The following is a 20,362-nucleotide window of genomic DNA, read 5'->3' as shown; positions in this document are numbered from 1 at the left end:
GTACCGGCTGCCCGGCCGGTGCCCCGCCGACTTGCATGGCGGCACGGCGTCGCGCCTCAGGTAGAATCATCCCGGTTACGTTCCCCTTTCCATTCGATGACGACGCTCACCTTGATCGTCGCTCGCGCCAATAACGGCGTGATCGGCCGCGACAACCAGTTGCCCTGGCGACTTCCCGAAGACCTCGCGTTCTTCAAGCGCACCACGATGGGCGCGCCCATCATCATGGGCCGCAAGACGCATGAATCGATCGGCCGGCCGTTGCCGGGACGCCGCAACATTGTCGTGACACGGGATGCCGCACGGCGCTTTCAGGGCTGCGACGCGGCCACCACGCTCGAAGACGCGCTGAAGCTGGCCGCCCAGGATCAGGCGCCGGAAGCGTTTCTGATCGGCGGCGCGCAGTTGTATGCGGAAGGTTTGCGTCAAGCGGACAAGCTGATCATCACCGAAATCTCCGCCGACTTCGAAGGCGACGCCACCTTCCCCGAACTCGATGAAAACGAGTGGGAAGAAGTCGCGCACGAAACGCATCGCGCCGACGCGCCGAATGACTTCGATTACGCGTTCGTGACGTATAAGCGCAAGGGCACTTGAGGGTGTTGCAGCGGGACTGACTGAGGGGCTGCGGTTCGCTTCGCGCATTTGCCATTCGTCTTTCGCCGCCACTCATCGTGCACGCATAAAAAAACGCCACGCTTTGCTTGCGTGGCGTTTCTGTTTGCAGCGCCGTTGTGCAGCCGGCCAGCGCTTGATCGACCTGCTTATTGCCCGGCGATCGTCATCCGTTCGATCAGCACCGAGCCCGTTTCCTTGGTGCCGCGCGTGATCGTATCCGCGCCGATCGCGACGATATGGCGGAACATCTCCTGCAAGGTGCTCGCCACCGTGATTTCCTCGACCGGATACTGGATCTTGCCGTTCTCGACCCAGAAGCCCGACGCGCCGCGCGAATAGTCGCCCGTCACGTAGTTCACGCCCTGCCCCATCAGTTCGGTCAGCAACAGACCCGTGCCGAGCTTCTTCAGCATTTCTTCGAAGTCGTCCCCCGAGCGCGTCTTCGAGCTGCGCAGCGACAGATTGTGCGAGCCGCCGGCGTTACCGGTTGTCTGCATGCCGAGCTTGCGCGCCGAGTAAGTGGACAGGAAGTAGCCTTCCACCACGCCGTCCTTCACCACCGAACGCTGTTTCGTACGCACGCCTTCTTCGTCGAACGGCGCGCTACCCATTGCACGCGCGACGTGCGGATCTTCGACCACCTGGACGTGCGGCGCGAACACCGGCTTGCCGAGGCTGTCGACGAGGAACGAGGTCTTGCGGTACAACGCGCCGCCGCTCGTGGCCTGGACGAACGCGCCGAGAATGCCGGCGGCGAGCGGCGCTTCGAACAGCACCGGCACCTTGCGGGTGTCGAGCCCGCGCGCGCCGATGCGCGACAGCGCCCGTTGCGCGGCGTAGCGGCCCACCGCTTCCGGATCGGCGAGGTCGGCCGCGCTGCGGGTCGACGTGTACCAGTCGTCGCGCTGCATGTTGCGCGCGCTGCCGGCGATCGGCGCGCAGGCGATGTAGTGGCGCGAGTACGGATAGCCGGCAAGGAAGCCGCGCGAGGTGGCCAGCACGAACTGCGAGTGCTGCGCCGAGACGCTCGCGCCTTCCGAGTTCTTGATCTGCGGATCGGTGGCGAACGCGGCGTCTTCCGAGCGACGGGCGATTTCCACCGCTTCGTCGGCCGTCAGATTCCACGGGTGATACAGATCGAGATCGCGCGGCGCGGTTTCGAGCAGGTCGGCTTCGGCGAGACCCGCGCAGTCGTCTTCCGCGGTGAAGCGGGCGATGTTGTACGCCGCCGCGACCGTGTCCTTCAAAGCTTGCGACGAAAAATCCGAGGTGCTCGCGTTGCCGCGCTTGTTGCCGATGAACACCGTCACGCCGACCATCTTGTCGCGGTTGTGTTCGATCGTCTCGACTTCGCCGCGCCGCACGGAGACGGACAGGCCGTCGCCTTCGGAGATCTCGGTCGCCGCGTCGGTGCCGCCGAGCGACTTCGCGTGACGAAGGATGTCCGAGGCGATTTCCTTCAGTTCATCCTGGGTATGCGGAAAAAAGCGCTGCTTGACGTCCATGTCTGCTGCCATTGTCGTTGCCGTCCTGTTCGGGGCCGAGCGGCCCTGTGTGTTCGCCCATGCCACGCACCTGCGTGCGCATTTGCTGGTGCATTTGCGTGCGCGTTTGCGTAGTCACGCATCCCGCGATCATAGCAAGGGTTGCGAAGCCGTACCTGGCATTCGCCGCGTCCGCCGGAGCCGGCGAGCGCACTTGTGCGCAGCAGCACGGCGGGTCCGGCGTGCGCGGCACGCTACAATATCGGTATGACACGCAAAACCCGCATTCAACCCATCGAATCCGCCGAGCCGGAAGTCGACGAGAACGGCTACGACCGCCCCAGCAAGTCTCAGCTCAAACGCGAAATGCACGAGCTGCAGGAACTGGGCGCGGCGCTGATCGCCCTGCCGAAAGACGCGCTCAAGCGCATGCCGATGCCCGAAAAGCTCGACGACGCCGTCCGCGAAGCGCGCCGCATCACCGATCACGAAGGCAAGCGCCGCCAGGTGCAGTACGTCGGGCGCGTGATGCGCTCGCTGCTGGACGAGGAAACCGCCGCCCTGCGCACCGCGCTCGACACCTATAACGGCGTCAACAAGGCGGAAACGGCCAAGCTGCACTGGATCGAGCGCACCCGCGAAAAGCTGCTCGCCGACGACGCCGCGCTGACCGAATTCATCCGCCAGCACCCGAACGCCGATCCGCAGCAAGGCCGCACGCTGATCCGCAACGCCCGCAAGGAAGCGCAGCAAAGCAAGCCGCCGCGCTACTTCCGCGAGCTGTTCCAGTGGATCAAGAACGCCGACGGCCCGTCTGCCGACACCGATTCCGATGCAGAAGACGCGCTGGAAGACGACGATGACGACCGCGACGAATAAGGCAACGCGCAATCTGGTCCGTAATCATCCGGACGAAATCGTGATCGGCCTCGTGTCGATCAGCGATCGTGCGTCGACGGGCGTCTACGAGGACAAAGGCATTCCGGCGCTGCAGGAATGGCTCGGCGCCGCCCTGACCTCGCCGTTCCAGGTGGTCACGCGCCTGATTCAGGACGATGCGCCCACCATTTCCACCACGCTGATCGAACTGGTCGATGAAGTGGGTTGCGATCTGGTGCTGACCACCGGCGGCACCGGCCCGTCGCGCCGCGACGTGACGCCAGAAGCGACTTTGGCGGTGGCGACCAAGGAAATGCCTGGTTTCGGCGAGCAGATGCGGCAAATCAGCCTGAATTTCGTGCCGACCGCGATTCTGTCGCGCCAGGTGGCGGTGATCCGCGAAACCGCGGATCACGCGGCGCTGATCGTCAACCTGCCGGGGCAGCCGAAGTCGATCAAGGAAACGCTGGAAGGCTTGCGTGACGCGGACGCGGGCGGCGCCGTGAAGGTGCCGGGGGTTTTCGCCGCGGTGCCTTACTGCATCGACCTGATCGGCGGCCCGTATGTGGAAACGAACGCCGACGTGGTGAAGGCGTTCCGGCCGAAGAACGCGGTGCGCGCCCCCCGGCAGGGTTGAGTTCAAAGCCGCGGCGACGTTACTCCACTAACAGCGCAACCGCCGCAGCTACAGCCGCGGCTGCGTTACTCCGCCGCCGGCGCTTCCGGCGCCTTCGGAATCAGGAAGTGCTCGCGGTAGTACTTCAGCTCGTCGATCGATTCATGGATGTCGGCCAGCGCCGTGTGCATGGCGCGTTTCTGGAAACCCTTGTAGATCGCCGGCTGCCAGCGGCGACACAATTCCTTCAGCGTGCTGACGTCGAGATTGCGGTAATGGAAGAAGCGTTCCAGATCCGGCATCCAGCGCGCCATGAAGCGGCGGTCCTGGCAGATCGAGTTGCCGCACATCGGCGATTTGCCCGGCGGAACATAAGCGCCAAGAAATTCTCGAATCTGTTCGGTCGCGTCGGCTTCGCTCACCGTCGACGCCTTCACGCGGTCGATCAGCCCCGAGCGGCCATGCGTGTTCTGGTTCCACTGATCCATTTTGGCGAGCGTTTCGTCGCTCTGATGAATCGCCAGCACCGGCCCTTCGACCAGGCGGTCGAGCGTCGAATTCGTCACGACCACCGCGATTTCGATGATGCGGTCGGTGTCCGGCTCGAGCCCGGTCATTTCCATGTCCAGCCAGACGAGATTCATGTCGCTGCGTACGAGCGGCGGCTGTTCGGTGGAGGCGAGGATGTCAGTCATGAAGGCAGCCCTGATGGCCGCGCAGACGGCTTCTCCGGAAGCGCGCTTGCCGCGGCGAATGTTCGTATGAGATTGGTTAAAGCCGGGTTTGATCTTATCCCCCCGCCGCCAGGCGGGAAGAAACATATAATTCTCGCATAGATACCACGGAATCCCCGGATGCCTACCCTGTACTTCACTGTTCTGTTCGTCGTCGCCGTCGTGGCGATGGTCGGCACCAAGCTGTGGCTCGCGTCGCGGCAGATCCGCTTCGTCGCCGGCCATCGCGAGCAGGTGCCGAGCCAGTTTGCCGGCACCATCGCGCTCACCGCGCACCAGCGCGCCGCCGACTACACCGTCGAACGCACACGCCTCACCATGATCGAGATCGTCGTCGGCGCGGCAGTGCTGATTGGGCTCACGCTGCTGGGCGGCGTGCAGGCGCTCGATCTGGCGATCTCCGACTGGCTGGGCCGCGGCTACGCCGGTCAGATCGCGCTGGTCGCGGCGGTGATCGCGATCACCAGCGTGATCGATCTGCCGTTCGAGTACTACCGGCAATTCGTGGTCGAGCAACGCTTCGGCTTCAACCGCATGAGCAAGGGTATTTTCTTCCTCGACCGTCTCAAGGGCGTCCTGCTCGGCGCGGCGTTCGGCCTGCCGCTGCTGTTCGTCGTGCTATGGCTGATGAACCAGGCGGGCAGCCTGTGGTGGCTGTGGACGTGGATCGTCTGGGTCGCGTTCCAGTTGCTCGTGCTGGTGCTGTATCCGTCGTTTATCGCGCCGCTCTTCAACAAGTTCGAGCCGCTCAAGGACGAGGCGCTGAAAAGCCGCATCGAAGCGTTGATGAAGCGCTGCGGTTTCGCCGCCAAGGGCCTGTTCGTGATGGACGGCAGCCGCCGTTCGGCACACGGCAATGCGTATTTCACCGGCTTCGGTGCGGCCAAACGGATCGTGTTCTTCGACACGCTGCTCGCGCGCCTGTCGGGCAACGAGATCGAAGCGGTGCTCGCGCACGAACTCGGCCACTTCAAGCGCCGTCACGTGATCAAGCGGATGGTCGTCATGTTCGCGATCAGCCTCGTCATGCTCGCCCTGCTCGGCTGGCTGACGCAATGCGTGTGGTTTTATGAAGGGCTGGGCGTGCGGCCGTCGCTGATCGGCGGCAATAGCGGCCTCGCGCTGGTGCTGTTCTTCCTCGCGCTGCCGGTGTTCCTGTTCTTCGTCACGCCGCTCGGCAGCTTGAGCTCACGCAAGCACGAGTTCGAGGCCGATGCCTTCGCCGCGACGCAAACCGATGCGCAAGACCTCGTCAACGCGCTCGTCAAGCTGTACGAGGACAACGCGTCGACCCTGACGCCCGATCCGCTCTACACCGCGTTCTATTACTCGCATCCGCCGGCGTCGCAGCGGATCGACCGCCTGCTGCGGCACGCATGAGCGGCCGCTCCCCGAAAGCGCCGCGCGCACCGTCCAGCACGCGCGTAGGCGGCCTGGTGATTGCCGCTCATGGGCGACACTACCTGGTCGCGCCGGAAGACGGCAGTCCGATGCTTCAATGCTTCCCGCGCGGCAAGCGCAGCGAAGTGGCGGTTGGCGACCGCGTGATTTACGAACCGACTTCGGCGGATCAGGGTGTGATCGTCGAAATCGGCGAGCGGCGCAATCTGCTGTATCGCTCCGATCAGTACAAGTCGAAACTCTTTGCCGCGAATCTCGACCAGTTGCTGATCGTGCTCGCAACCGAGCCGCATTTCAGCGAAGACCTGCTCGGCCGCGCGCTGGTCGCCGCAGAGGCAAACGAGTTGAAGCCGTTGATCGTGCTGAACAAAATCGACGTGACCGGCGCGCTGGAGGGCGCGCGTAAGCGGCTCGAGCCGTACCGCGCGCTCGGCTACACCGTGGTCGAAGTGTCGATCAAGACGCAGCCTGACGCCGCGCACCCCGCTTTGCTCGAGCATCTGCAAGGTCACTCGACGCTGCTGCTCGGCCAGTCCGGCATGGGCAAATCGACGTTGGTGAATCTGTTGATTCCGGATGCCGAAGTCGCGACGCGCGAGATCTCGACCGCGTTGAACAGCGGCCGGCACACCACCACGTTCACGCGGCTCTACCCTTTGCCTGGCGCCGACGGAGGTGCGTTGATCGATTCGCCGGGCTTCCAGGAATTCGGCCTGCACCATCTGACCGAAGGCCGGCTCGAACGCGCGTTTCCCGAGTTCCGGCCGTTGCTGCCGAACTGCCGCTTCTACAACTGCCATCACTTGCAGGAGCCGGGTTGCGCGATTCTCGAAGCGGTCGCCGATGGCCGCATCCGGCGCGAACGGCATGCCCTGTATGCACAACTGGTGCACGAAGCCAGCCAGATCGTGCGCTAACGCGCGCCGCTGTCAAACCATGGATTCACGATGAAATTGATGCGCGCGCCGAATCTGATCATCGGACAGCATTGGGTCAATGTGCTGGAGACGGCGGGCATCGCTTGCGAGTTGCACAACCGCTATCTGAACGGCGCGCTCGGCGATATTCCGGCGGATCAGTGCGCGCCGGAGCTGTGGCTTGTGGATGAGCGCGATGAGGTGATGGCACGGCGGTTGATCGATGCGGCTTCGCATGGCCCGGCTGCGGGGTCGCCTTCGTGGCGATGCCGTCAGTGCGGGGAGACGCTTGAGGCGCAGTTCACGGTGTGTTGGCAGTGTGGGACGGCGCGGGATCCGCTGGATGGGTGAAGGGGTTGAGACTCAGGTGCGGCGCGGTAAAACCGCCGTGCCGTGGGCAATAAAAAAGCCGGGTTCTCATGACCCGGCTTTTTTCTGCGTTGCGTTATTTGCGCGCTGATTCAAGCGAGCTGCATCAGGCAAGCCACACCGCGATCGTCAGCATCAACAGCAAAATCATCCATAGCACCACCGCACGCCACACAAGACCCACCGCCGATTGCAGCGTACGCGGCGTGCAGTCGTCGCCGACTTGCATCGGGCCGCCGTCGCCCGTGGTCAGCGCATCGAGGCTCGAGGGTTCGGCAAGCGGTCCGCTCAATCGCGCGCCCAACGCGCCGCTTCCCGCAGCCAGCAACACGCCGTCGTTCGCATCCGGCCACTGACGCGCGTGATTGCGCCATGCATAAATCGCGTCTTCGAAATTGCCGACAATCGCAAAGCCCAGCGATGTGAGCCGCGCCGGCACCCAGTCGATCACGAAGAAAGCACGTTGCGCGAAGCTCGAAAACGCCGCGGTGCGATCGTCGACCGGCCGTGCCCACGTGCGCGCCAGATACTCGGCGATGCGATACAGCACCGCGCCCGCCGGTCCGACCGGAATCAGGAACCAGAAGAACACGCCGAACACATGGCGATGCGAGGCGACCACCGCGTGAATCAGCGTATGACGCACGATTTCGCTGACGGGCATATCCACGGTATCGAGCCCGGTCCATTCATTCAGGATTTCACGCGCGCGCGGAACGTCGTCGTTGTTCAACGCGAGATGGATATCCGTGAAGTAGTGGCTGAACTGCCGGAAGCCGAGCGTAAAGTACAGCACCGCGACGTTCCACAGGAACGCCAGCGCGAAGTGAATGTGATAAAGCACGTAGTAGATGAGCGCGACGGCCAGCGTCCAGGGCACCACCACCACCAGCCACGCGAGCAAGCCATGCTTGGGCTTGCCGGCATCGAATCCGTGCGCCGCCGACTCCGCATGGTATTGAAGCAATGCCGCCACCGGATTGTTCAGCGACAGCGCGCGGACCTGTTCAATAATCAGAGCCAGCAATACGGAGAAAAAAGTCATGCGATGCGCCGTGCTTTTCGAGTTTTTACGATTGTTTTATAACGATAGCACAGGGTCGGATGCCACTGAGCACGGACGTTGACAAACACCCAACAAGTGCACAACCCGCGGCGATTCAAGCCGCGAGAAAGCGATAGAAGTTGCGCAGCATCGCCGCCGTCGCGCCCCAGATGAAATAGTGGCCGCCCACCTGCCCCTCGCGGTCCGCAGCTTCCGCCGACTCGGCCCGCGGATAGGGCATGGCGAAAAAGCGGCGCTGGCCGCCTTCGTAACGAAACACGCGCTCTTCGTGATGCGCGGGGTCCATCAGGAAAGCGAGCGGTACCTCGAAGACTTCGGCCACCTCGAGCGCATCCGCTTTCAACGTGAAGGGTGGATGCACCAGACCGATCACGGGCGTCACACGAAAACCGGTGCCCGTCAGATAGTCGGGCAACGCACCGAGAATTTCAACGCGCGACGGATCGAGACCGACCTCTTCCTGCGCCTCGCGCAACGCCGTGGCGGTTGCATCCGCGTCGAACGGTTCATGACGGCCGCCGGGAAAACTCACCTGGCCGGCGTGGTCGTTCAGATGGTCGGCACGTTGAGTCAGGAGGACGGTGAGGCCGTTGTCGCGCACGACCAGCGGCACCAGCACGGCGGCAACGCGCGGATCGACGTGCGTATCGCGCCACGGTGCTTCGATAATCGGCTCAGGCGTCCAGCTCAGACGCTGCTCGAAGCGCGCACGCAGACCGTCCGGCGTCAGGCGCCCGGCAACCACCGGTGGCAGATCGGCACCCGTCGCTTCGACAGGTAGAGTTTCAGGCTCAAAGGCGGGGCGGATCAACGGGTCTCTCGGAATGAGCGGTTAGGGGACATTCCGCTATTTTGACCTGGCAAACAAAAAAGCACCCGCGAGGGGTGCTTTTTCTTACAGCTTTTACGCTTCCGGAGCAGCGCGGTCTTTCTTGGCGACCAGCTTTTCCTTGATCCGAGCCGACTTGCCCGAACGGTCGCGCAGGTAGTACAGCTTCGCACGACGCACATCGCCACGACGCTTCACGACGATGCTTGCCAGCAGCGGCGAGTACGTCTGGAACGTACGCTCGACGCCTTCGCCCGACGAAATCTTGCGGACGATGAACGACGAATTCAGACCACGGTTACGCTTGGCGATCACGACGCCTTCGTAAGCCTGAACACGCTTACGCGTACCTTCAACCACGTTCACGCTGACGATCACCGTATCGCCGGGGGCGAATTCGGGGATGGTCTTCTCGCCGAGGGCGCGGCCGATTTCTTCCTGCTCGAGTATTGCAATCAGATTCATCACTGACTCCTAGGTCCATCTTGTCGGCGTTCGTACCTGCCTCACAGAAAACTGCTCGGCTACGGCCCCGATAGAGGATGGGTTCACATCTGGCGCCGTACACGCATGCGCGGCACCGCCTATGTCCGCTCGAAAGCCCAAGGCCTTACGCCTTCGACACTTCCTTCGCGAGACTCGTAAGCCATGCCTCGTCGGCACGGCTCAACATCTTGTTCTTTCTGGCCTTCACGATCAGATCGGGCCGTTTGTTCAACGTGTTGCGCAAGGCTTCACGCCGACGCCACGCTTCGATTTCCGCATGATGGCCGCCAAGCAGCACATCAGGCACACGCAGGCCGTCGTATTCCTCCGGACGCGTGTAATGCGGACAATCCAGCAGCACGTCGACGAAACTGTCCTGCACCGCCGACTGCGAATCGTTCAGCACGCCGGGCAACTGACGTACCACGGCATCCATCAACGCCATCGCCGGCAATTCGCCGCCTGACAGCACGAAGTCGCCGAGGCTGACCTCTTCGTCGACGACACGGTCGAGCAAACGCTGATCGATCGCTTCATAGCGCCCGCACAACAGGATCAGACCGGGCTCAGCCGCGAACTGCATGACGCGATCGTGATTCAGCGTGGCGCCTTGCGGCGACATCATCACGACGCGCGACGCGCCGATGCCCTGCTCCGCCTGCGCTGCTTTCGCCGCGCCGATCGCGTCTTCCAGGGGCTTGGCCAGCATGACCATGCCGGGGCCGCCGCCGTAGGGGCGATCGTCGATTGTGCGGTAGTTGTCGGTAGTGAAATCGCGTGGATTCCACGTGCGCAACCCGTAGCGCTCCTGCTTCGCCGCACGGCTGGTGATGCCCCAGTCGGTCAGCGCACGAAACATGTCAGGAAAGAGCGTCACGACATCGAACTGCATCGCTCTCTCCAGTCAGCGAGTTATTTAGTAATCGGTTTCCCAGTCGACGATGATCTGCTTCGCCGCCTGATCCACCGTTTTGACAAAGACGCCGACGAACGGGATCAAACGCTCGCCGGTGACCGGCTTGCCGCTTTTGTCGGTATCCGGATATTCGATGCGCAACACCGAGTGCGCACCGTTGTCGATCATGTCTGCAACCTTGCCGAGGTGGACCCCGGCAACGTTCACCACATCCAGGCCGAGCAGGTCGACCCAGTAGAATTCGTCGGCCCCGAGGGCCGGAAATTCGCTGCGGCTAATATAAACGCGCGTGCCGCGCAGTGCCAGTGCCACATCGCGGTCAGCTACGCCGCCCAGATGGGCAACGATACTGTCGCTATGCGTTTTTGCCTGTAATGACGGCGCCGACTTGCGCTCGTGGCCTTTCAGCAACCACCAGCGCTTCGCGCTTAGCAATGCGTCTCCGCCGTGGCCGGCATCCGCATGCGCGGCTACCTTGACCCAGCCTTTGAGGCCGTAAGCGTCGACGATTGCACCGACCTCGACCGCATCGGCCGGCCAGCTTTCCACCGTTTCCGCTCGCATTTCTGCTGCGCTGGAAGCGGCGTTTGCAACTTTGGCTTTCGCCTGCCCTTCGGCCGCTTCGACCGGCTTGCGGACGAATGCACCGAACGGCGCCTGACCAGACGTCTTCGCGCGCGGGGCTGCCGCTTTTGCCTTTACGCGACCTGAATTGCCGGAATCACGTTCAGACATAAGAGAACCTCGCTGCCAACTTCGACGTCTGCTTCAGCAAAACTCGCGCATCGGACTGCTCACGCAAGCTGCGCGAGCCGCCGGCCGAACCGACGACGATACGCATGCTAGCTACCATTAAGCAGCCGGCTGCGCCTTTTGCGCTTCTTTCACGAGACGCTGAACGGTCGGCGACAGTTGTGCGCCAACACCTTGCCAGTACGTCAGGCGATCTTGAGCGATACGCAGCGACTCACCCTTCGTAGCGACCGGGTTGTAGAAACCAACGCGTTCGATGAAGCGGCCGTCACGACGGTTACGCGAATCGGTTGCGACGATGTTGTAGAACGGGCGCTTCTTGGAGCCGCCACGAGCCAAGCGGATGATGACCATACTAGAATCCTTGAAAACCGGGGTTCGGAACGACTGAAACACGCGATTATAGCGGGAAACCGACGCCATAACAAACACTTACCGGGATAAACTGCACGACGGGGTTGTGCCGGCCATACAGGCCAAGGCCTCGAAACACGCCGGAACGCCCGAATTACCTGACGGAACGCCCGTGAAACTCCTGCCGCCACCTGCGTTTTTTTTCGCTTCATGCGCCGTCTTTCGGCGAGTTGCCGGCTTTTCGCCGATTACAGGCTTTTTGCGCGCCGCCCGCGTTCAGGCCTTGCGAGCGGGCGCAGCGTTGTTGCTCGCCGCCACGGCCCTGCCGGTGCTGGCCGCGCTGCCGGTCGAGCGCATTAAACTGCCGCCCGGCTTCCACATCGAGGTCCTCTCGGACGCCGTACCAAGCGCACGGGCCATGGCGCTCTCGCCGAAGGGCATTCTTTATATAGGCAGCCTTGACGGTCACGTCTACGCGCTCGAATTGCAGAATGGGCGCGTCACGGCTCGCCACGTGATCGCCTCCGGCCTGGAAACGCCGGCAGGCGTGGCATGGCGGGATGGAACGCTGTACGTCTCCGCAGTGTCGAAAATTCTACGCTTTGACGCGATCGACGCCCATCTGAATGATCCGCCCAAGCCGGTCGTGGTCACCGACTCACTGCCGACGGAGACCCATCATGGCTGGAAATTCATCGCTTTCGGCCCGGATGGCAAGCTGTACGTGCCGCAAGGTGCGCCCTGCAACGTCTGCCTGAAGGGCCGCGACCGCTTTGGGATGATCGGCCGCATGGACCCGGACGGCAGCCATTATGAAGTCGTGGCGCGCGGCATTCGCAACACCGTCGGCTTTGCGTGGCATCCGGTGACGCATGAGTTGTGGTTCACCGATAACGGCCGCGACCTGATGGGCGACGACGTACCGGACGACAAACTCAACCGCGCTCCGCGCGCCGGCATGGATTTCGGCTTTCCGTACTGCCACGGCGGCGACACGCCCGACCCCGAATTCGGCAAAGATCATCCATGCAGCGCCTTCACGCCGCCGGTTGTCAAACTCGGCGCGCACGTCGCCGCGATCGGCATGCGCTTTTACAGCGGCTCGATGTTCCCGGCCGCGTATCGCAACAATATTTTTATTGCCGAACACGGCTCGTGGAATCGCAGCAAAAAGGTCGGCTACCGTGTCGTGCGAGTGATCACCAACCCGGACGGCAGCAACACGCGCCAGGAAGTCTTTGCCGAAGGCTGGCTCCAGCCGGGCGAATCGGTATGGGGTCGCCCCGCCGACGTGCAACCAATGCCTGACGGCTCGCTCCTGATCAGCGACGACTACGCCGGCGCGGTCTATCGCGTGACCTATTCAGCGCCTCAGCCTTAGCCGTATGCGTGCCGCGGGCGTAGAATGCGCGTCGGCCCGCCCACCGGCGCCCCGTTCCTTCCGATAGCCTGTTGTCACTCTGCCCTCGCCTACATGTCCACCCTTGCTTCGACTTCCTCGCATTTCAGATCCAAGACGATTACCGCAGCGCTGGCCTTCTTCTTCGGCAGCATCGGCGCACACCGCTTCTATTTGTACGGCTTGCGCGACATCTACGGCTGGGCGCACCTGCTCGGCACGCTGATCGGGATTCCAGGCGCCATGCTGGTGGTGGCGAGTGAACGAGCCTCGATGCTCGGCTGGGTGCTCGCGTTTTTCGGCGCCGTTTCGCTGCTCTCCGCTTTTCTGGCCGCGATCGTCTACGGCCTGCGTCCGGATGAAAAATGGGACGCGCAGTTCAACGCACAAACCCAGCGCAAAAGCCGCTCTGGCTGGACCGTCATTTTCATCGTGATCTTTTCACTGCTGATCGGCGCGTTCCTGCTGATGACAGGCCTCGCGATCTCGTTCCAGACTTACTTCGAAGGTCAGGTTCAGGCCGCCAAAGCACTGTCGCAATGACCCACTGCGCGCCGCGCTAAAACAGCCTCAATTGGGGATTGTCGTGCGGCGAAGGTTCAGCGCGCACCGGCTCAACCCGGCGAAAGTGCGACATATCCAGAATGCCGCGGTCGCGCCGATTTAACCCAAGCCGGCGCACAGCATTGTGGAAGCGCTGCTTCAGCAAATCCGCCCACAAACCCTCCCCCTTCATTCGAGTGGCGAAGTTCGAGTCATAGTCCTTCCCGCCCCGCATATCGCGCACGCGGCTCATCACCCGGTCAGCCCGATCGGGAAAATGCGCCGCGAGCCAATCCTTGAATAGCGGCGCAACTTCCCACGGCAAACGCAGCACGATGTAGCTCGCATTGCTTGCGCCTGCCTCCGCACACGCTTCCAGCACGCGCTCCATGTCCGGCTCGGTGACGAACGGAATCACCGGCGCGATGCTGACGCCAACCGGAATACCCGCCTCGCTCAACGTACGGATCGTGCGCAACCGCCGCGACGGCGTGGCCGCACGCGGCTCAAGCGTGCGCGCGATATCGGCGTCCAGCGTGGTGATGGTGATCGCCGCCATGAACTGCCCGCGCGCCGCCATAGGCGCAAGCAGATCGATATCCCGTTCGATCAGCGACGATTTGGTGATCGCCGCGAACGGTTGTCCACGCTCGCTGAGCACCTCGACCACGCGCCGCGTAAGGCGCAAATCGCGTTCGACGGGTTGCCAGGCGTCGGTGTTGACGCCAAGCGCGATCGGCTCCGGCACATAAGACTTCTTCGACAACTCGCGCTCGAGCAACTCAGGCGCATTAATCTTCGCGTAGATACGGCTTTCGAAGTCGAGCCCCGGCGACAGCCCCAGATAACTATGCGTGGGCCGCGCGAAGCAGTAGATGCACCCATGTTCGCAGCCCCTATACGGATTGAGCGACACGCTGAACGGAATATCCGGCGAAGCGTTGCGCGTAAGAATGGTCTTGGCCCGCTCTTCGAAAACCTGCGTGCGCAAGACCTTGGGTTCACCGTCTTCCTCCGGCGACGCAAGCCAGCCGTCGTCCACCACTTCACGCTGGTCGACTTCGTAACGGCCTTGCAGATTCGTCACCGCGCCGCGCCCCTTGCGAGGCGTGGGCGGAGCAATCGGAAATTCGTTGGCGGAGTGGGTGTCGGAGTCGGTCACGGCTGGAGCACGCAAAAAAGCAAAACGGCGCAAAACACCTGTACAAATATACAGTGTTTACGCCGTTTGTCGAGCCCAGCTACACAACTCCTGCGCGAGCTAATCGCCAACCGCAATCGTCAGCGTTTCCTTGATCTCTTCCATGACCACGTAGCTCTTCGACTGCACCGCGCCGGGCAGTTGCAGCAGGATGTCCCCCAGCAGCTTCCGGTAGTCGGCCATTTCGCCGATACGCGCCTTGATCAGATAGTCGAAGTCGCCCGAGACGAGGTGGCACTCCAGCACTTCGGGGATCTTCTGCACCTCGCGGCGGAACTGGTCGAACATGTTGCCGCTCTTGTGATCGAGCGTGATCTCGACAAATACAAGCAGCGCCGCGCCCAGCTCAGCCGGGTTCACACGCGCGTGGTAGCCAGTGATCACGCCGTCGCGCTCCATCCGCTTGACGCGTTCGATGCACGGCGTGACGGACAGCCCGACCTGCTCGGCGAGGTCTTTCATCGCCATCCGGCCGTCCTGCTGCAGGAGCCGCAGAATCTTGTGATCGAGTTTGTCGAGAGCCCGGATCGGTTGGCGCTGTGTACGCATGGTGTTTTTGCTGAAAATCTTGAAAATACAATAACAAAACCTACCTGACTGTTAATAGTATAGCGGTTATCACTGGGCGAACAGCGTTACACCTCGTTAATCGAATGAATTCAAACGAATCGACGAGCGCACCGTCCTCAGACCTCTTATTGAACATCCTGGAGCAGCTATGCGAGTCGTCGTTTTGGGCAGTGGCGTTGTCGGAGTGACGAGTGCTTATTACCTCGCGCGCGCCGGCCATGAAGTGACCGTCATCGACCGCGAGGCCGGCCCGGCGCTCGAAACCAGCTTTGCCAATGCCGGCCAGATCTCGCCGGGCTACGCGTCGCCGTGGGCTGCGCCGGGCGTGCCGCTGAAGGCCGTCAAGTGGATGTTCCAGAAACATGCCCCGCTGGCGATTCGCCTGGACGGCACCCAATTCCAGTTGCAATGGATGTGGCAGATGCTGCAGAACTGCACGTCGGCGCGTTATGCGGTGAACAAGGGCCGTATGGTCCGCCTCGCCGAATACAGCCGCGATTGTTTGCAAGCGCTGCGCGCCGAAACCGGCATCCAGTACGAAGGCCGCACCGGCGGCACGCTGCAGGTGTTCCGCACGCAACAGCAGTTCGACGGCGCCGCGAAAGACATCGCGGTGCTGCAGGAAGCCAACGTGCCGTATGAACTGCTGTCGGCGGCCGAACTCGCGCAAGCTGAACCGGCGCTCGCCGCGGTGTCGCACAAGCTGACGGGCGGCCTGCGCCTGCCGGGCGACGAAACCGGCGACTGCCAGATGTTCACCACGCGCCTCGCCGCGATGGCCGAGCAACTGGGCGTCAAATTCCGCTACAACACGCCGATCGACTCCCTCGCCATGGCGGGCGACCGCATCGCCGGCGTGCAGTGCGGCGATGAACTGGTGCGCGCGGATTCGTTCGTCGTCGCGCTCGGTTCATACTCGACGAAATTCCTGTCCGGTCTCGTGAAGATTCCGGTCTACCCGCTCAAGGGTTATTCGATCACGGCGCCGATCGTCAACGAAGCATCCGCGCCGATTTCGACCGTGCTCGACGAAACGTACAAGATCGCGATCACGCGCTTCGACGACCGGATTCGCGTCGGCGGCATGGCGGAGATCGTCGGCTTTGACAAATCGTTGCGCCAGGCGCGCCGCGAAACGCTGGAACTGTGCGTGAACGATCTGTTCCCGGGCGGCGGCGATACGTCGAAGGCCACCTTCTGGACTGGTCTGCGCCCGATGACACCGGACGGCACGCCGATCGTCGGCCGCACCCCTGTGCCGAACCTGTTCCTGAACACGGGTCACGGCACGCTGGGTTGGACGATGTCGTGCGGCTCGGGTCAGTTGCTGGCCGACGTGATGTCGAGCAAGCAACCGGCCATCAAGGCGGACGATCTGTCGGTGCATCGCTATCTCGGCGAGATCGGCGGTGCGCATCGTCCGGCTTATGCCTAAGGTTTAATGTTTTAACGCTTCGCGAGCGGTTACGCCGGTTCGTCATCGCAGACAAACCGGTCTGACAAAACAAACGGCGCCTTGAATAAGGCGCCGTTTGTTTTTTACGCGCGAGCCTTCGCTACCTGGCTCGACAGAAAGGCAACATCAGAACTGATCGTCCGACAACGCCAGCACACTCTCTCCACCCTTCGCGCTGACGATCGAAGCTTCCAACGCCGAAGCCAGCGGCAGCACATGCTCAGCATAAAACTGCGCGGTTGCGATCTTCGCGCCATAGAACGACGGATCTTCAGCGCGCTTTTCGGCGGCCACGAGCAACGCACGCGCCATCTGCCAGCCGCCCAGAACAATGCCCGCCAGCTTCAGGTACGGCACGCTGCCGGCGAACACCGCGTTCGGATCACTCTTCGTATTAGTGACAACGAAATCAACCGCCGCGGCGAGCGAGCGATGACCCTGGGTCAGATACTTCTTCATCGATTCGAACGCAGCGCCTTGCTGTGCGCCAAGCGCTTCGATCGTTTCAGCCACGCCGGCCAGCAGCGCCTTCGCCACCTTGCCGCCGTCGCGCACGGTCTTGCGGCCGATCAGGTCGTTGGCCTGAATCGCGGTCGTCCCTTCGTAGATCGGCAGGATGCGCGCGTCGCGGTAGTACTGCGCGGCGCCGGTTTCTTCAATGAAACCCATGCCGCCATGCACCTGCACGCCGAGGCTCGTCACGTCAATCGACAGCTCCGTGCTCCAGCCCTTCACGATCGGCACGAGGTATTCGTAGATCGCTTGATGCTCAGCACGTTTTGCTTCGTCGGGATGACGATGCGCGATATCGCAGTGAGCCGCGGCGACATACGCCAACGCGCGCGACGCTTCGGTGAGACCACGCATCGTGGCGAGCATGCGGCGCACGTCCGGGTGCTGAATGATCGCCACGGATTGTTTCGCGGAGCCATCCACCGGCCGGCTTTGCACGCGATCCTTCGCATACGCCACCGCTTGCTGATACGCACGGTCCGACACGGCAACACCTTGCATGCCCACCGCGAAACGCGCTGCGTTCATCATGATGAACATGTACTCGAGGCCGCGATTTTCTTCGCCGATCAGATGACCGATTGCGCCGCCGTGATCGCCGAATTGCAGCACCGCGGTCGGGCTCGCCTTGATGCCGAGCTTGTGCTCGATCGACACGCAATGCACGTCGTTGCGATCGCCGAGCGAGCCGTCTTCGTTGATAAGAAACTTCGGCACGATGAACAGCGAAATGCCCTTCACGCCTTCCGGTGCATTCGGCGTGCGCGCCAGCACGAGATGGGCGATGTTCTTCGCCATATCGTGCTCGCCCCACGTGATGAAAATCTTGGTGCCGAACAGCTTGAACGAACCATCGCCCTGCGGCTCGGCGCGCGTGCGCACCAGCGCGAGATCGGAGCCGGCCTGCGGCTCGGTCAGGTTCATCGTGCCGGTCCACTCGCCGGAAATCAGCTTGGGCACGTACGTTTGCTTCTGCTCTTCGCTGCCCGCCGTGAGCAGCGCCTCGATGGCGCCGTCCGTGAGCAGCGGGCACAGCGCGAACGACAGGTTCGACGCGTTCAGCATCTCGATACAGGCTGTGGCGATCAGCTTGGGCAGGCCCTGGCCTTCGTAGTCAACCGGATGTTGCACGCCTTGCCAGCCGCCTTCGCCGAACTGGCGGAATGCGTCCTTGAAACCGGGCGTTGCGGTGACCACGCCGTCTTTCCAGCTGCTCGGATTGCGATCGCCTTCCACGTTCAGCGGCGCCAGCACTTCGCCGCACAGTTTCGCCGATTCGTCGAGCACGGCTTGCGCCGTGTCGAGGTTCGCATCTTCGAAGCCTGGCAGCGTCGCGATATCTTCGAGATCGGCCAGTTCTTTCATCACGAACAGCATGTCCTTGATGGGCGCCGTATAGCTCATTTCAGTTCTCCTCCTGCCTGTCGATATGAAAAAGGGCGCCGGACTTGATAGGTCCCACGCCCTTTGTGTGCTGCCAGACGCCTTTTACATGGCGCTGTGGCTGTTAGCCGAGCTCGCTAACGAGTTCCGGCACGACCGTGAACAGGTCGCCCACCAGACCGTAATCGGCGACGCTAAAAATCGGCGCTTCCGGGTCCTTGTTGATCGCCACGATGACCTTCGAGTCCTTCATGCCGGCCAGATGCTGGATCGCACCCGAGATACCCACTGCGACGTACAGTTGCGGCGCAACGATCTTGCCCGTCTGGCCGACCTGATAGTCGTTCGGCACGAAGCCCGCATCGACGGCCGCGCGCGATGCGCCCAGCGCTGCGTTCAGCTTGTCCGCCAGCGGCTCCAGAACCTTGGTGTAGTTCTCGCCATTGCCCAGACCACGGCCACCCGAGACGATGATCTTCGCCGAGGTCAGTTCCGGACGATCCAGCTTCGTCACTTCACGGCTCACGAACTGCGACAGGCCCGTGTCGGCTGCCGCTTCGATCTTCTCGACCGTTGCGCTGCCGCCTTCTGCTGCAACCGGGTCAAAGCCGGTCGTGCGGACTGTGATGACTTTGATCGGGTCTTGAGATTGAACCGTGGCGATCGCGTTGCCTGCATAGATCGGGCGCTCGAACGTATCGGCGCTGTCCACTGCGGTGATGTCGCTGATCTGCGCGACGTCGAGCTTCGCGGCGATGCGCGGTGCGATGTTCTTGCCGTAGGCGGTCGCCGGCGTGAGGATGTGCGTGTAGTCCTTCGCGATGTTCATCACGGTTGCCTGGACGTTTTCCGCCAGACCCGCTTCGAGTTGCGCGGCGTCAGCCAGCAACACCTTCGAAACACCTGCAATCTTCGCTGCCGCATCCGCCGCAGCCTGTGCGTTGTGCCCTGCCACCAGCACGTGAATATCGCCACCAATCTTCTGCGCGGCTGCAATCGTGTTCAGCGTCGCGGCCTTGATCGACGCGTTGTCGTGTTCAGCAATTACCAGATTCGTCATTTCGTCCGTCTCCTCACAGCACCTTGGCTTCGGTCTTCAGCTTCTCGACCAGCGTCTTCACATCCGGCACCTTCACACCGGCGGAGCGCTTCGGCGGCTCAACGACTTTCAGCGTCTTCAGGCGCGGCGTCACATCAACACCGAGGTCTTCCGGCTTGATGACTTCCAGCGGCTTCTTCTTCGCCTTCATGATGTTCGGCAATGTGACGTAGCGCGGCTCGTTCAGGCGCAGGTCGGTGGTGATCACGGCCGGCAGGCTCAGCGACAGCGTTTCCGCGCCACCGTCGACTTCGCGCGACACCGTAGCCTTGCCGTCAGCGACGACAACCTTCGAGGCAAACGTAGCTTGCGGCAGGTTCGCCAGTGCAGCCAGCATCTGGCCGGTCTGGTTCGAATCGTCGTCGATGGCCTGCTTGCCGAGGATCACCAGCTGCGGCTGTTCCTTGTCGACCAGCGCCTTGAGCAGCTTGGCGACTGCCAGCGGCTGCAGGTCTTCGCCCGACTCGATCAGGATCGCGCGGTCCGCGCCGATTGCCAGCGCCGTGCGCAGCGTTTCCTGCGCTTGCGTGACACCCGCCGACACGGCGATCACTTCGGTCGCCACGCCCGCTTCGCGCAGACGAACGGCTTCTTCAACCGCGATTTCGTCGAACGGATTCATCGACATCTTCACGTTCGCGATGTCGACGCCCGTGCCGTCCGATTTCACCCGGACTTTCACGTTGTAGTCGACCACTCTCTTGACTGGCACCAGGATTTTCATGCACACGCTCCAAAGTTACGAATACGTCAACCCAACGGACATTATAGCGACT

The 20,362-nt window shown here is 62.5% G+C and carries 22 protein-coding genes; 9 read left to right on the top strand and 13 right to left on the bottom strand.

The window, feature by feature from the left end; all coding sequences use genetic code 11:
* Window positions 1-96 precede the first annotated feature (96 nt).
* Entirely contained in the window at window positions 97-597 is a 501-nt protein-coding gene (locus M0D66_RS06355; protein WP_266209510.1) for a dihydrofolate reductase, read from the top strand.
* 167 nt (window positions 598-764) lie between these two features.
* Here the strand turns inward: M0D66_RS06355 and pmbA are convergent, their stop codons facing one another.
* Window positions 765-2,135 carry a metalloprotease PmbA gene (gene pmbA, locus M0D66_RS06350; protein WP_266209508.1) on the bottom strand — a complete coding sequence of 457 codons (1,371 nt, stop codon included), beginning with the start codon at window positions 2,133-2,135 and terminating at the stop codon, window positions 765-767.
* A 234-nt stretch (window positions 2,136-2,369) separates the two neighbouring features.
* Between pmbA and yjgA the strand changes: the two genes are divergently transcribed.
* The gene (yjgA, locus tag M0D66_RS06345; protein ID WP_093640688.1) at window positions 2,370-2,981 is read left to right on the top strand and encodes a ribosome biogenesis factor YjgA; all 612 of its coding nucleotides are present in this window, start codon (window positions 2,370-2,372) and stop codon (window positions 2,979-2,981) included.
* Window positions 2,962-3,618, top strand: coding sequence for a molybdopterin adenylyltransferase (gene mog / locus M0D66_RS06340; RefSeq protein ID WP_266209506.1), 657 nt, complete (start codon window positions 2,962-2,964; stop codon window positions 3,616-3,618). Before yjgA ends, mog begins: the two co-directional genes overlap by 20 nt.
* Before the next feature lie 65 nt (window positions 3,619-3,683).
* Here mog and orn read toward each other — a convergent pair whose 3' ends face one another.
* Window positions 3,684-4,292 carry an oligoribonuclease gene (gene orn, locus M0D66_RS06335; protein WP_266209504.1) on the bottom strand — a complete coding sequence of 203 codons (609 nt, stop codon included), beginning with the start codon at window positions 4,290-4,292 and terminating at the stop codon, window positions 3,684-3,686.
* 159 nt (window positions 4,293-4,451) lie between these two features.
* Between orn and M0D66_RS06330 the strand changes: the two genes are divergently transcribed.
* From M0D66_RS06330 to M0D66_RS06320, 3 genes are read left to right on the top strand one after another with little or no spacing between them, the layout of a single operon-like run.
* Complete coding sequence (locus tag M0D66_RS06330) at window positions 4,452-5,711, top strand: M48 family metallopeptidase (protein ID WP_266209502.1); 1,260 nt, start codon at window positions 4,452-4,454, stop codon at window positions 5,709-5,711.
* Complete coding sequence (rsgA, locus tag M0D66_RS06325; RefSeq protein ID WP_211702197.1) at window positions 5,708-6,649, top strand: ribosome small subunit-dependent GTPase A; 942 nt, start codon at window positions 5,708-5,710, stop codon at window positions 6,647-6,649. Before M0D66_RS06330 ends, rsgA begins: the two co-directional genes overlap by 4 nt.
* Before the next feature lie 30 nt (window positions 6,650-6,679).
* On the top strand, window positions 6,680-7,000 hold the full coding sequence (locus tag M0D66_RS06320) for a DUF2007 domain-containing protein (protein ID WP_093640613.1): 321 nt from the start codon (window positions 6,680-6,682) through the stop codon (window positions 6,998-7,000).
* Between the two features lie 124 nt (window positions 7,001-7,124).
* Here the strand turns inward: M0D66_RS06320 and M0D66_RS06315 are convergent, their stop codons facing one another.
* The 6 genes from M0D66_RS06315 to rpsP form a co-directional block, all read right to left on the bottom strand.
* Window positions 7,125-8,063, bottom strand: a complete 939-nt coding sequence (locus M0D66_RS06315; protein WP_093640616.1) for a CobD/CbiB family protein — start codon at window positions 8,061-8,063, stop codon at window positions 7,125-7,127.
* Window positions 8,064-8,178: 115 nt separating this feature from the next.
* Window positions 8,179-8,895, bottom strand: coding sequence for a CoA pyrophosphatase (locus tag M0D66_RS06310; protein ID WP_266209501.1), 717 nt, complete (start codon window positions 8,893-8,895; stop codon window positions 8,179-8,181).
* A 93-nt stretch (window positions 8,896-8,988) separates the two neighbouring features.
* Window positions 8,989-9,378, bottom strand: a complete 390-nt coding sequence (gene rplS, locus M0D66_RS06305; protein WP_012433948.1) for a 50S ribosomal protein L19 — start codon at window positions 9,376-9,378, stop codon at window positions 8,989-8,991.
* 145 nt (window positions 9,379-9,523) lie between these two features.
* Window positions 9,524-10,291 (bottom strand): tRNA (guanosine(37)-N1)-methyltransferase TrmD, encoded by a 768-nt coding sequence (gene trmD, locus M0D66_RS06300; RefSeq protein WP_266209500.1) that lies wholly within the window; start codon window positions 10,289-10,291, stop codon window positions 9,524-9,526.
* A gap of 24 nt (window positions 10,292-10,315) precedes the next feature.
* A complete protein-coding gene (gene rimM / locus M0D66_RS06295; protein WP_200564642.1) occupies window positions 10,316-11,050 on the bottom strand; it encodes a ribosome maturation factor RimM in 735 nt (244 codons plus the stop codon).
* A gap of 117 nt (window positions 11,051-11,167) precedes the next feature.
* A complete protein-coding gene (gene rpsP / locus M0D66_RS06290; protein ID WP_006476550.1) occupies window positions 11,168-11,422 on the bottom strand; it encodes a 30S ribosomal protein S16 in 255 nt (84 codons plus the stop codon).
* Window positions 11,423-11,705: 283 nt separating this feature from the next.
* On the opposite strand from rpsP, the gene M0D66_RS06285 reads away from it, so the two are divergent.
* Both M0D66_RS06285 and M0D66_RS06280 read left to right on the top strand, forming a co-directional pair.
* Window positions 11,706-12,803, top strand: a complete 1,098-nt coding sequence (locus tag M0D66_RS06285; RefSeq protein ID WP_266210425.1) for a sorbosone dehydrogenase family protein — start codon at window positions 11,706-11,708, stop codon at window positions 12,801-12,803.
* Window positions 12,804-12,896: 93 nt separating this feature from the next.
* Window positions 12,897-13,364: an NINE protein gene (locus tag M0D66_RS06280; protein WP_093640629.1), complete on the top strand. Its 468-nt coding sequence runs from the start codon at window positions 12,897-12,899 to the stop codon at window positions 13,362-13,364.
* Window positions 13,365-13,380: 16 nt separating this feature from the next.
* Here M0D66_RS06280 and M0D66_RS06275 read toward each other — a convergent pair whose 3' ends face one another.
* Complete coding sequence (locus M0D66_RS06275; protein ID WP_200653469.1) at window positions 13,381-14,526, bottom strand: PA0069 family radical SAM protein; 1,146 nt, start codon at window positions 14,524-14,526, stop codon at window positions 13,381-13,383.
* A gap of 99 nt (window positions 14,527-14,625) precedes the next feature.
* On the bottom strand, window positions 14,626-15,114 hold the full coding sequence (locus M0D66_RS06270; protein ID WP_054036112.1) for an Lrp/AsnC ligand binding domain-containing protein: 489 nt from the start codon (window positions 15,112-15,114) through the stop codon (window positions 14,626-14,628).
* 169 nt (window positions 15,115-15,283) lie between these two features.
* Here M0D66_RS06270 and M0D66_RS06265 point away from each other — a divergent pair, with 169 nt between their 5' ends.
* A complete protein-coding gene (locus M0D66_RS06265) occupies window positions 15,284-16,570 on the top strand; it encodes a D-amino acid dehydrogenase (protein ID WP_200623000.1) in 1,287 nt (428 codons plus the stop codon).
* A 147-nt stretch (window positions 16,571-16,717) separates the two neighbouring features.
* On the opposite strand, the gene M0D66_RS06260 is transcribed toward M0D66_RS06265, so the two are convergent.
* From M0D66_RS06260 to M0D66_RS06250, 3 genes are all read right to left on the bottom strand, one after another.
* Window positions 16,718-18,508 (bottom strand): acyl-CoA dehydrogenase, encoded by a 1,791-nt coding sequence (locus M0D66_RS06260; RefSeq protein WP_266209499.1) that lies wholly within the window; start codon window positions 18,506-18,508, stop codon window positions 16,718-16,720.
* 103 nt (window positions 18,509-18,611) lie between these two features.
* Window positions 18,612-19,547, bottom strand: a complete 936-nt coding sequence (locus tag M0D66_RS06255; protein WP_093640641.1) for an electron transfer flavoprotein subunit alpha/FixB family protein — start codon at window positions 19,545-19,547, stop codon at window positions 18,612-18,614.
* A 13-nt stretch (window positions 19,548-19,560) separates the two neighbouring features.
* Window positions 19,561-20,310, bottom strand: coding sequence for an electron transfer flavoprotein subunit beta/FixA family protein (locus M0D66_RS06250; protein WP_172316903.1), 750 nt, complete (start codon window positions 20,308-20,310; stop codon window positions 19,561-19,563).
* Window positions 20,311-20,362 lie beyond the last annotated feature (52 nt).

It is taken from the genome of Paraburkholderia sp. SECH2 (genome assembly GCF_030464795.1).
Taxonomy (GTDB): domain Bacteria; phylum Pseudomonadota; class Gammaproteobacteria; order Burkholderiales; family Burkholderiaceae; genus Paraburkholderia; species Paraburkholderia aspalathi.
The sequence above is the reverse complement of the archived record's forward strand: the minus strand, read 5'-3'. Positions and strand labels throughout refer to the sequence as shown.

What these genes read in the sequence shown, in the direction of transcription:
- M0D66_RS06355 (WP_266209510.1), top strand. Translation starts at nt 97, where the DNA reads ATGACGACGCTCACCTTGATCGTCGCTCGCGCCAATAACGGCGTGATC.
- pmbA (WP_266209508.1), bottom strand. Translation starts at nt 2,135, where the DNA reads ATGGCAGCAGACATGGACGTCAAGCAGCGCTTTTTTCCGCATACCCAG.
- yjgA (WP_093640688.1), top strand. Translation starts at nt 2,370, where the DNA reads ATGACACGCAAAACCCGCATTCAACCCATCGAATCCGCCGAGCCGGAA.
- mog (WP_266209506.1), top strand. Translation starts at nt 2,962, where the DNA reads ATGACGACCGCGACGAATAAGGCAACGCGCAATCTGGTCCGTAATCAT.
- orn (WP_266209504.1), bottom strand. Translation starts at nt 4,292, where the DNA reads ATGACTGACATCCTCGCCTCCACCGAACAGCCGCCGCTCGTACGCAGC.
- M0D66_RS06330 (WP_266209502.1), top strand. Translation starts at nt 4,452, where the DNA reads ATGCCTACCCTGTACTTCACTGTTCTGTTCGTCGTCGCCGTCGTGGCG.
- rsgA (WP_211702197.1), top strand. Translation starts at nt 5,708, where the DNA reads ATGAGCGGCCGCTCCCCGAAAGCGCCGCGCGCACCGTCCAGCACGCGC.
- M0D66_RS06320 (WP_093640613.1), top strand. Translation starts at nt 6,680, where the DNA reads ATGAAATTGATGCGCGCGCCGAATCTGATCATCGGACAGCATTGGGTC.
- M0D66_RS06315 (WP_093640616.1), bottom strand. Translation starts at nt 8,063, where the DNA reads ATGACTTTTTTCTCCGTATTGCTGGCTCTGATTATTGAACAGGTCCGC.
- rplS (WP_012433948.1), bottom strand. Translation starts at nt 9,378, where the DNA reads ATGAATCTGATTGCAATACTCGAGCAGGAAGAAATCGGCCGCGCCCTC.
- trmD (WP_266209500.1), bottom strand. Translation starts at nt 10,291, where the DNA reads ATGCAGTTCGATGTCGTGACGCTCTTTCCTGACATGTTTCGTGCGCTG.
- rimM (WP_200564642.1), bottom strand. Translation starts at nt 11,050, where the DNA reads ATGTCTGAACGTGATTCCGGCAATTCAGGTCGCGTAAAGGCAAAAGCG.
- rpsP (WP_006476550.1), bottom strand. Translation starts at nt 11,422, where the DNA reads ATGGTCATCATCCGCTTGGCTCGTGGCGGCTCCAAGAAGCGCCCGTTC.
- M0D66_RS06280 (WP_093640629.1), top strand. Translation starts at nt 12,897, where the DNA reads ATGTCCACCCTTGCTTCGACTTCCTCGCATTTCAGATCCAAGACGATT.
- M0D66_RS06270 (WP_054036112.1), bottom strand. Translation starts at nt 15,114, where the DNA reads ATGCGTACACAGCGCCAACCGATCCGGGCTCTCGACAAACTCGATCAC.
- M0D66_RS06265 (WP_200623000.1), top strand. Translation starts at nt 15,284, where the DNA reads ATGCGAGTCGTCGTTTTGGGCAGTGGCGTTGTCGGAGTGACGAGTGCT.
- M0D66_RS06260 (WP_266209499.1), bottom strand. Translation starts at nt 18,508, where the DNA reads ATGAGCTATACGGCGCCCATCAAGGACATGCTGTTCGTGATGAAAGAA.
- M0D66_RS06255 (WP_093640641.1), bottom strand. Translation starts at nt 19,547, where the DNA reads ATGACGAATCTGGTAATTGCTGAACACGACAACGCGTCGATCAAGGCC.
- M0D66_RS06250 (WP_172316903.1), bottom strand. Translation starts at nt 20,310, where the DNA reads ATGAAAATCCTGGTGCCAGTCAAGAGAGTGGTCGACTACAACGTGAAA.